The sequence below is a fragment of the Actinoplanes sp. NPDC048791 genome, from assembly GCF_040650095.1.
In the GTDB taxonomy this organism is placed as follows: domain Bacteria; phylum Actinomycetota; class Actinomycetes; order Mycobacteriales; family Micromonosporaceae; genus Actinoplanes.
Map to the genome: position 1 here is coordinate 1 of NZ_JBEZGQ010000232.1, position 10,225 is coordinate 10,225.

Genomic DNA, 10,225 nt, shown 5'->3' on the forward strand with positions numbered 1-10,225 from the left:
GGCCGACACGGTCGACGTGGCGCTGTTCGACGAGCTGGCTGCCGCGACCGCCGAGCCGTCCATGGCGGACGTCCGGCGGCTGCTGGCCGATGACCCGGCCAGGAAGACGATCGCGGCGGCGATCTCCTGAGCGGTGCCGGGCCGTCCGGCGGGCCCGGCCGAGGCGAGCTGGTCGAGAGCGTCGCCCATCGCGGCGGTGCCTTCGGTACGGGTGGGGCCGGGGCTCACCGCGTTCACCCGTACGCCGCTGGGCCCGTACTCGGCCGCCCATGACTTGGTGAGCAGGACCATCGCCGCCTTGCTGGAGCCGTAGAGGCCCATGCCGGCCGCGCCGAACTCGGCGACCATCGTGGTCACGTTGACGACCGCGCCGTGGCCGCGGGCCGCCATGGCCGGGGCCAGCTCGGCCACCAGGAAGTACGGCGCCCGGACGTTCAGCGCGTAGACCTCGTCGAACTGCTCCTGCGTGGTCTTCCCGGTGGGCCCGAACGGGAAGACACCCGCGCTGTTGACCAGGATGTCCACCGGTCCGGCCAGTTCCGCCGCGCGGGTCGCCAGCGTCCGCGCCGCGGCCTCGTCGCGCAGGTCCGCGGCGACGAAGAACGCGGTGCCGCCGGCCTGCTCGATCTGCCGGACGGCCTGCTCGCCGCGGTCCGCGTCCCGTCCGGAGAGGGCCACTGTGGCTCCGGCCGCCGCCAGGGCCGCCGCGGTGGCCCGGCCGTTGCCGCTGGTGCCGCCGGTCACCAGGGCGGTCCGGCCCGAGAGTGCTGTTGCCATGATGCTCACCTTTTCTGTCCCGGAAGCCCCGGGCGGGGGTTCCGGCAGGTGTAAGCGCGCGGTCCGGTCCGGGCATCCCTGCCGCGATAAGCCCTCCTTATCGCCGGTCATCGGGCGCCGCGTGGTGCGATGGACGGGTGGAACTACGGGAGTTCAGGGTCTTTCTCGCCGTCGCGGGAGAGGGCAGTGTCTCGGCGGCAGCGCGGCGTTTGCGGGTGAGTCAGCCGGCGGTCTCCCAGACCGTGGCCGCGCTGGAACAGCAGGTCGGGGCCGAGCTGCTCGTCCGCAGCAGCACCGGTGTGCAGCTCACCGAGGCGGGCACCGTGCTGGCTGCCGAGGCGCGTGCGGTGCTGGCCCGCTATGACCAGGCACTCGTCGCGGTGGGCCGGTTCGCCGCTGCCGGTGATTCGGTGCTGCGTGTCGGCGTGCCGCTCGAACTGCCGCCGGAGCTGTTGCCGGACGCGTTCGCCGGACTGGCCTCGACGCATCCGCGGACCCGGGTCGTGGTCCGCCACCTGTCCTCGGCCGCGCAGCTGGACGCGCTGCGCGACGGTGAGCTGGAGGTGGGGCTGCTGCGGAGCCGTCCCGGCGACCGTGAACTCGACGCGACGGTGGTGGTGGAGGAACGGCTGGGCGTCCTGCTGGCCGCCACAGGTGACCCGCCGGACCCGGGCGGCGTACGGCTGGAGTCGCTCGCCGGGCTGGACTGGCTGGGTTTCCCGCGAGCCGACAGCCCGGTCTGGTACGACGAGGTCGTTGCGATCCTGCGCAGCCACGGTCTGCACCCCGGCCCGCCCGCCGAGCCAGGGCAGTCGCTGATCGCCGAGGTGAAGTTCGCGGCGGTCAGTGCCGGGCGGGCGTTCGCGTTCGCCCCGGCGCGCTGGACTCAGCCGCTGCCCGCGGGCGTCGTGCGGGTCCCCCTGATCGGTGCGCCGGTCGTCCGGCGTACCTGGGCGGTCTGGGCCGCCGATTCCCGCCGCCGCGACCTGGCCCAGCTGATCTCCCGGCTCGAGACCGAGGCTGAGAAGTGACTGAGAGTGTGCCCCAGGGGGCAGATCTGTAACGGCGTGTTCACGTGGCACCACTAGGGTGACCCGAAATACCCCAATTGCGAGCTTATTCGCAGAGATCCGGGAAGGGACCACCGCGCCGATGCGCACCTTGCTGCGACACGACGTACCCGCCTCCATCGTCGTCTTCCTCATCGCCATTCCGTTGTCGCTCGGGATCGCCGCTGCCTCCGGGGCCCCGCTGCTCGCCGGTCTGATCGCGGCGGTGGTCGGCGGCATCGTCGCGGGCGCCCTCAGCGGCTCTCCGTTGCAGGTCAGCGGCCCGGCGGCCGGCCTCACGGTGATCGTCGCGGGGGCCGTGACCGAGCTGGGCTGGGCCGGGACGACGGCGGTGGTGGCGCTGGCCGGCCTCGTGCAGATCGTGCTCGGCGTGTCCCGGCTGGGCCGGGCCGCGCTCGCGCTGTCCCCGGCCGTGGTGCACGGCATGCTCGCCGGGATCGGCATCGTCATCGCGCTCAGCCAGGTGCACGTGGTGCTGGGCGGGGACCCCCAGAGCACCCCCTGGCGCAACCTGCGTGACCTGCCCGCCCAGATCGCCGGCAACCACGGCGTCTCCATCGGCATCGGCGTGCTGACCATCGCGATCCTGCTGATCTGGCCGCGCTTCGTGAAGATCTCGCTGCTGCCCGGTGCCCTGATCGCGGTCGCCGTGGCCACCGCGACCGCGGCGCTGGCCGGGCTGGACATCGCCCGGGTGGACCTGCCGGACCGTCCGCTGGACGAGCTGACCTTCCCCCGCTGGCCGGACGCGCCGCCGCTGCGGGTGGCCGGCATCGTGCTGACCATCGCGCTGGTCGCCAGCGTCGAGTCGCTGCTGTCCGCCGTGGCCGTGGACAAGCTGCACAACGGCAAGCGGGCCGACCTCAACCGTGAGCTGCTGGCCCAGGGCGCCGCCAACACCGTGTCCGGGGCGCTCGGCGGGCTGCCGGTCACCGGCGTCATCGTGCGCAGCTCGACCAACGTCGCCGCTGGTGCCCGGACCCGGGCGTCAGCCGTGCTGCACGGGTGCTGGATCGCGGTCTGCGTGCTGCTCTTCGCCGGGCTGCTGGAGCAGATCCCGCTCTCCGCGCTGGCCGGGGTGCTGGTGGTGGTCGGGCTCCGGCTGGTCAGCATGGCCCAGATCAAGGCGTACGTGCGGCACCGCGAGCTGCCCACGTACCTGGTCACCGCCCTCGGGGTGATCTTCACCGACCTGCTCACCGGGGTGGCGCTGGGCATGGCCACGGCCGTGCTGCTGATGCTGGCCCGGCTGGCCCGCTGCGAGATCCACCGCTCGTCGCCCGCGCCGGGACGGTGGCTCGTGGTCATCACCGGCACGTTGGCCTTCATCGGTTCCGGCCGGGTCGCGCGGGAGCTCGCCGCGGTGCCGCCCGGCGAGTCCGTCGAGCTGGAGCTGCACCTGGACTACCTGGACCACGGCGCGTTCGAGACGATCCAGGACTGGCGGGACGCCTACGAGCGCGGCGGTGGCCGGGTGCACATCGAGGAGGTCCACGACAGCTGGTTCCACCGGGCCACCTCCGGGCGGCTCGGCGTCAACCGTTCCCAGCCCGGCCGGCTGCCCCGCTTCCTCGGTTCCTGGGCCCAGTGGATCTCCCTGAACGAGCAGCGCCGCGACGCCATGGCCGCGGGCATCGACGAGTTCGAGCGCAGCGTCGCCCCGCTGGTCCGCCCGCACCTGGCCGGGCTGGCCCGCGAGGGTCAGCGCCCGGAACAGCTGTTCATCACCTGCGCCGACTCCCGGGTGGTGCCCAACATGATCACCACCAGCGGGCCGGGTGACCTGTTCTGCCTGCGCAACGTCGGCAACATCGTCCCGGCCCACGGCGCCGGCGACTCCTCGGTCGGCGCGGGCATCGAGTACGCCGTGGACGTGCTCGGCGTCGCGACGATCACCGTCTGCGGGCACTCCGGCTGTGGCGCCGTGCGGGCGATGATGGACGGCGCGGCGGGCCCGGACACCGCGCTGGGCTCCTGGCTGGCGTCCGCCGGGACGGACCTCACCGGCCGGGCCCACGAGGAGGACTGCATCGCCGCCAACGTGGAGCGGCAGCTCGCGAATCTGCGGACGTACCCGAGCGTGCGGCGGGCGGTCGACGAGGGCCGGCTGGAGCTCACCGGCCTCTACTTCGACCTGGCCGAGGCCCGGATGTACAACGTGGCCGACGGCGTCCGGAGCCCGGTTTCTGCACTTTGAGTGACAACTTTGTGCCACATCTGTACAGGCCATTGAGCTGCGGGCCGGGACGGAACAGAGTTGATCGGGGCGTCACCCACCCGGAGGTGACTGACGTGGCGGCTCTCGAGCGGATGGTCAGCGCCGGCGACGTGGTGGTCGTCGGCCGGGCGGCGAGCGTGCAGTTCGCCGGGCGGCTCGGTTTCACGTTCCGGGTGGTGGCGGTGGACGCGCGGCCGACGTACGCGGGCTGGGTCTGGCTGGACGGCTACCAGCTCGACAACCGGGGCCGCGCGGTGGCCCGGCGCCGCATCTTCGTCCGCCTGGCCGGCCTCGGGCGCATCCGCGCTGTCTGAGCCCGGCGTTCTATGCGACGTCGGGCCGGGTCATCAGCGGCGACCGCAGGTGCAACCGCAGGTCCGAGGTGGTCAGGGGCACGGTGCTCCAGGTGGCGATGGCTACGCCGGCGTCGGCGTCGAGCACCAGCCGGACCCGGTGCGGGCTGGTGATGACGAAGAGCTCGGCGATGAACGTGTCGCCCTGCCAGGCGCCGGCGGCGACGACCGGACGGCCGAGCGGCGAGCTCTCCCGCCAGTCACCGTGACCTGCCGCGAGCTGGAGTGAAGGCCCGAGCCGCAGATGCCTCCCGCAGTCCACCGGCTCGACGGTCACCGTGGTGCCGTCGGGCAGAGCCGAACCCTCGGCCGAGGCGTCGATGTCGGCCGTGGCGGAACGGGACGGGCCGGCCGAGCCGGGCGGCGGCGGGAACGACAGCCGGCCCAGCCGCTCGGCGAGGACCTCGTCGTCCCGGGCGCTTCCCGGGTTGTCCAGGCCGGGCAGCAGCAGCTCCCACAACGCGCCGGGCATCTCCTGGTGGGGGTCGCCGCCGCCGGTCACAGCGACCACGAGATCGTGCGCCGGGACGACCACGCACAGCTGGCCGTAGGCGCCCTCACCGCGGTAACCGTGCCGCGACATCCAGAACTGGTAGCCGTACCCGGCCAGTCCGTCGGGGTTGGGCAGGAGTTCCGGGTCCTGCTGGGTCGCGATGTGCCGGCTGGTCGCGAGGTCGACCCAGGCCCGCGGGATCAGCTGGCGGTCGCCCCAGGCGCCTCCGTGCAGCAGCACCTGGCCGAACGCGGCGACGGCCTCGGTCGTGAGGTGCAGCCCGTGAAAGCCGAAGGCGGCGCCACTGGACAACCGGTCCCACTCGGCGTGCTCGATGCCCATCGGGTGGAAGAGACGCTCGTCGAGCAGCTCCGGCAGGCCCCGGCCGGTGACCCGCTCCACGATCCGGGCCAGGACGCCGGTGGTCGCGTTGTCGTAGGCGTGCCGGCTGCCCTCCGGCTCCGGGAACGGCACCCGCAGGAAGCCCTTGACCAGGTCGGCCGGCTCCAGCTCCCAGGCCTCGGTGAGGCTGTCCCCGGTGTGCCCGGTGGTCATGGACAGCAGGTGGTGCACGGTGAGCCGGCGACCCTGCTCGCCCAGGCCGGCCGGCACATGCTCGGGCAGCACGTCCACCACCCGGTCGTCGAGCGAGAGCAGCCCGTCGGCGATCGCGAGCCCCACGGCGACCGAGGTGAACGACTTGGTCAGCGAGTAGAGCAGGTGCGGGCGGGCGGCCGCGTACGGCGCCCACCAGCCCTCGGCGACGACATGACCGTGCCGCACCACCATGAGGGAGTGCACCTCGACGGACCGCGCCTCGAGCCGGTCCAGCAGCGCGCCGATCGCGCGGGACGAGACCCCCGACGCGGCCGGTGTCGAGCGTGGCAGCAGCGCGCGGTGGGAGGGCACCGGCGCACCCTAACAAGGCGTACGCGTGAGGCCCGCACCATTTTCGGTGCGGGCCCCTCTCGCCGTGGTGGCTAGTTGCGGACGATGGTGAACGTGCTGGTCGGGTTCTCGATGTCCTTGAAATTGTTGCTCAGGCGCAGGTTGGTGAAGGTGGCCGAGCCGACCGCCGGCCCCTGCCCGCTCTCCGGCATCGGGTTGGCCCAGATGCCGTAGCCGGACTTGGCGTCGTACGCGTCACCGCTCTTCTGCGCCCCGGTGATCGAGACGTTGGTGAAGACGGTGTCCTTGATCGGGTTCTGCGGGCAGGTCGGGCAGGTGTAGTTGGTCTGGAACATGATGCCCGAGTAGGTCGGGTCGACGATGTCGACGTTGCTCACCCGGATGCCCTGGAAGACCTTCGACGCGGAGAAGACCCAGATCGCCGGGAACACCTGGGCGCCCCAGAAGTGGCCGCCCGCCCGGACGATCGAGATGTTGTCGAACACGGTCGGCGGGTCGGCGCCGAAGCCGTTCATCGGGTAGCCGAAGTCCAGCGAGCTGATCGTGATGCCCGAATAGACCAGGGTGTCCGCGATGTAGATGTTCTTGAACGTGTTGGCGTACCCGCCGTAGACCGCGATGCCCGCGGCGCGCCAGGTCAGCGTGCTGGACAGGTTGGAGTAGACGTTGTTGATCTCGTCGGAGCCGCCCGCGTCGATCGCCGAGAACAGCGCGAAGCTGTCGTCGCCGGTGGCCCGCGCGTCGTTGTTGTCGACCAGGTTGTCGGTGCTGCCGTTGGTCATGTTGACGCCGTCGGCGAACAGGTTGCGGATCCGCGAGTTCCTGATCGTCATGCGGTCGGTGTTCGCGCCCCAGTAGAGGCAGACCGTGTGCTCGGCCCAGATGTTGTCGATCGTGATGTTGGAGACGTTGGACAGGTCGAAGACCTTGCCCGGGCCGTCCTGGCGGATCGTGTAGTTGCCGAAGAACGCGAAGTTCTTGAACGTCGAGCCGTTGGCCGAGGCCTCGGCGCGGAACCCGGCGTCGGTCTCCGACTGGTTGGCCGGCGTGTAGAACCTCGTGTACCAGGGGCCGGCCCCGACGACCTGGATCGCCTTGCCGTACACCTGGAACTTGTTCGAGGTCTGGTAGTCACCGGCGGGCAGGTAGACGCCGGTCTTGCCGCTGTCCATCCGGGCCGCGTCGAACGCCGCCTGCACCGACTGCTGGTCGAAGCCGGCCGGCACCACGTACGTGGCCGGGTTGGGGTTGGCGACCGGCGCGACCTGCTCGGTGTTGATGAAGTCGATGGCGATGTTCCCGCCGTTGCCGGAGTCCTTCTGCAGCTTGATGACGCTGCCGGCAGCGACCGTGCCGGCCAGCATGATGTTCGCCTCGTCGTAGATGTGGCGCGGGCCGGTGCCGGAGTTCTGCGGCGCCGTCTCGTTGCCGTAGAGCCACGCGTACTTCGAGGTGAGCGGCAGGGTCTTGTTCAGCGTGCCGTTGACGTAGACGTTGATCGAGCTGGTGGTGTTGTCCGGGATGGAGAAGCGGGCCACCAGCGTGTTGGTGCTGGCCCGGGTCGTCCACTGCACGTAGCTGCCGGTCGAGTTGAGCGTGACGGCCTTCCGGCCGGACGCCTCACCGGCCAGGTCACCGACGGTACGGTTCGGGCCGACCACGGCGGCCCCGCCACCGGTCTGGCCATCCTCGGCCTCGTACATGTCGTACGGCATGTTCGCGCCGCGACCGACGAAGAACGGCTTCTCACTGGTGTTGTTGGCCCGCTTGACCGGCAGTTCGTTGCCGTCGTCGGCGAGCACGGTCCGCACGGTGTACTTGCCGTTGACGGCGGTCCAGGTGCCCAGGTTGATCGCCGGCGAGGACGCGCCGGCCGCCAGGGTGCCCGAGTACGAGCCGGTCAGCGTCCTGATCGTGGCGCCCGAGTCGGAGAGCACGGTCACGGTGACCCCGTGCGCGCCGGCGGCCGAGGCCTGGGTGCCCTCGTTCTTGATGGTCACGGAGAACGTGACCGTCTGGCCGGCAGACGGGTTGCCCGGCGACCAGCTCACCACGGAGGCGACCAGGTCCGAGCTGCTGACCGGGGCCACCACCAGGTTGGTGGGGCTGGTGTAGGAGTTGTTCGCGTCGTTCTGCTCGACGACCGTGTTGGCCTCGTCGACCTTGGCGCTGACGACGTAGGTGCCGGCGTTGCGCGCGCCGATGGCCGCCGTCACCGTGGCCGAGGCTCCGGCCGCGAGGGCGCCCACGTTCGCGGTGCCGACCTTGGCCGTACCCAGGTAGAAGTTGACGTTGCTGGCCGGACTGGCCGCGGAGCCCGCGTTGCGCACGGTGGCCGACAGGGTCACCGTGTCGGTCTCGACCGGCGACGCCGGCGAGGCCGACAGGCCCGTGACCGTGAGGTCGGGGTTCGGTGCCGGGTTGCCGATCACCTGGAACTCCGCGACCTGGCCGCTCGGCGCGCCGGTGTTGGCGGTGAAGCTGAGCCGGATGTCCGCGGCGGTCGCGCTCACCGGCACGGTCACCGTGTTGCCGGTGCCCGGGTTGAAGGTGTACGTCGCTGAGCCGACGAGCGTGGTGAAGCCGGTGGCGCTCTGCTCGCGTCCCTGGACCGAGAAGGTCTGCTGCCGGGTGCCCCACGCGGTGTCGGGGTTGAGCTTGACCACCACGGACTGCGTGGTGGCGTTGGCGCCTAGCTTGACGGTCAGGTTGGCCGGGTACGCGCTGCCCTCCCAGTAGGTGGCGGTGTCGTTGTCGTTGGCGTTGGCGGCCACGAAGGTGAAGATCGACGAGGACGCCTCGATCGGCTTGCCCACCGCCAGGTTGGTCCCGTTGGTCACCGTGCCGGTACGGGTCACCGTGTTGCTCGCCGCCGACTCGTTGCCGGCCGCGTCGCGCGCCTTGACGTAGTACGACACCGTCGCGCTCTCGGGCTGGCTGTCGGTGTAGGTGAGCCCGGTGACGGTCGTCTTCAGCGCGCCGTTGGCGTAGACGTTGTAGCCGGTCACGCCGACGTTGTCGCTGGACGCGCCCCAGGCGAGCCGGATCTGCCCGGCGGCCGGCTGGGTGTAGGACAGCGTGCCCGGCGTGGACGGCGCGGTGTTGTCCCCGCCCTGCCCGGTACGGGTGACGGTGTTGCTGTTGCCGGACGCGTTGCCGGCCGCGTCCCGGGCCCGCACGTAGTACGCGACCGTGGCGCTGTCGGGCTGGTTGTCCAGGTAGGTCAGCACATTGCCGGCCACGGTGGTGCGCAGGTTGCCGTTGGCGTAGACCTCGTAGCCGGTCACGCCCACGTTGTCGGTGGACGCGTTCCAGGTGAGCCGGATCTGCCCGCTCGCCGGCTGGGTCAGGGCCAGTCCGCCGGGGGCGGAGGGTGCCTGGGTGTCACCGGCGGTGGGCCCGTACACCTCGAGCTCGCTGATCTGACCGGCCGGCCAGCCCGAGTTGCCGGTGATGCTCAGCCGCAGGTAGCGGGCGGTGGCCGCGCCGAAGTCGATAGTCACGGTGTTGCCCGAGGCCGGGTTGAAGGTGTAGCCGGCGCTCGCCTTGAGGTCGGCGAAGGCGGAGCCGGTGGTGCTGCCCTGCACGGTGAGGGTCTGCGTGCGGGTCTGCCAGGCGGCGGCCGGCGGGAGCTTGAGGACGGCCTGGTTGACGCTGACGGAGGCGCCCAGGTCCACCTGCAGCCACTGCGGGAAGGCGTTGTTCTGGCTCTCCCAGTACGTGTTCGCGTTGCCGTCGCCCGCGTTGCCGGCGCCGTACACGTCGGCGACGCTGCTGGCGGTGAACGTCTTGCCGGCGGCCAGGTTCGGGCCGGCCGCGGCGGCGGAGGAGGCGGGCAGGACGAGCTGGATCAGGGTGGTGGCTATGGCGGCGGCTAGCAGCTTTCTGACTCTGGACATGTGGGAGCGCGCCCTTCTTGGGTGGGGGATCGGGGAGGGCGGGCTCGGTGGGTCCCGCCCTCCCCGGCTCGCTACGAGGTGTAGGCCTCGAACTCGGAGATCTGGCCCGCGGGCCAGCCGGTGTTGCCGGTGAACGTCAGCCGCAGGTAGCGCTGCGAGGTCGCGGGGATGGCGACGGTCGCGGTGTTACCGGAGGCCGGGTTGAAGGTGTAGCCGGCGGATGCCTTGACGGTGCTGTAGGACGAGCCGTCGGCCGAGCCCAGCACGGACAGGGTCTGGGTCCGGGTGGCCCAGGCGGCCGCGGGCGGCAGCTTGAGCACCACCCGGGAGACCGACCGGGCCTGGCCCAGGTCCACCGTCAGCGACTGCGGGAAGGCGTTGCTGCTGCTCTCCCAGTAGGTGTTCGCGTTGCCGTCGACGGTGTTGGCGGGCGTGTAGACGTCGGCCTGGCTGCTGGCGGTGACCGGCCGCCCGGCGGCCATGTTCCCGGTCGGAGCCGGCGGTGT

Annotated in this window: 7 protein-coding genes; 3 read left to right on the forward strand and 4 right to left on the reverse strand. The window is 71.5% G+C overall.

From position 1 onward, the window contains the following. On the reverse strand, positions 1-777 hold a 777-nt coding region (locus tag AB0C29_RS18755; protein WP_360821709.1), incomplete at its 3' end, for an SDR family oxidoreductase. Positions 778-914: 137 nt separating this feature from the next. Here AB0C29_RS18755 and AB0C29_RS18760 point away from each other — a divergent pair. From AB0C29_RS18760 to AB0C29_RS18770, 3 genes are all read left to right on the forward strand, one after another. Next, a complete protein-coding gene (locus AB0C29_RS18760) occupies positions 915-1,808 on the forward strand; it encodes a LysR family transcriptional regulator (protein WP_360821710.1) in 894 nt (297 codons plus the stop codon). A gap of 121 nt (positions 1,809-1,929) precedes the next feature. Continuing rightward, the gene (locus AB0C29_RS18765; RefSeq protein WP_360821712.1) at positions 1,930-4,044 is read left to right on the forward strand and encodes a bifunctional SulP family inorganic anion transporter/carbonic anhydrase; all 2,115 of its coding nucleotides are present in this window, start codon (positions 1,930-1,932) and stop codon (positions 4,042-4,044) included. Between the two features lie 113 nt (positions 4,045-4,157). Then, positions 4,158-4,379: a hypothetical protein gene (locus tag AB0C29_RS18770; RefSeq protein WP_360821719.1), complete on the forward strand. Its 222-nt coding sequence runs from the start codon at positions 4,158-4,160 to the stop codon at positions 4,377-4,379. Between the two features lie 10 nt (positions 4,380-4,389). On the opposite strand, the gene AB0C29_RS18775 is transcribed toward AB0C29_RS18770, so the two are convergent. The 3 genes from AB0C29_RS18775 to AB0C29_RS18785 all read right to left on the reverse strand — a co-directional run. Next, positions 4,390-5,820 (reverse strand): serine hydrolase domain-containing protein, encoded by a 1,431-nt coding sequence (locus tag AB0C29_RS18775; RefSeq protein WP_360821714.1) that lies wholly within the window; start codon positions 5,818-5,820, stop codon positions 4,390-4,392. Positions 5,821-5,891: 71 nt separating this feature from the next. Continuing rightward, a complete protein-coding gene (locus AB0C29_RS18780) occupies positions 5,892-9,719 on the reverse strand; it encodes a discoidin domain-containing protein (protein ID WP_360821715.1) in 3,828 nt (1,275 codons plus the stop codon). Positions 9,720-9,790: 71 nt separating this feature from the next. Further along, positions 9,791-10,225 (reverse strand): discoidin domain-containing protein (locus AB0C29_RS18785; RefSeq protein WP_360821717.1); only part of this gene is annotated, 435 nt, incomplete at its 5' end.

What these genes read in the sequence shown, in the direction of transcription:
- AB0C29_RS18765 (WP_360821712.1), top strand. Translation starts at nt 1,930, where the DNA reads ATGCGCACCTTGCTGCGACACGACGTACCCGCCTCCATCGTCGTCTTC.
- AB0C29_RS18770 (WP_360821719.1), top strand. Translation starts at nt 4,158, where the DNA reads ATGGTCAGCGCCGGCGACGTGGTGGTCGTCGGCCGGGCGGCGAGCGTG.
- AB0C29_RS18780 (WP_360821715.1), bottom strand. Translation starts at nt 9,719, where the DNA reads ATGTCCAGAGTCAGAAAGCTGCTAGCCGCCGCCATAGCCACCACCCTG.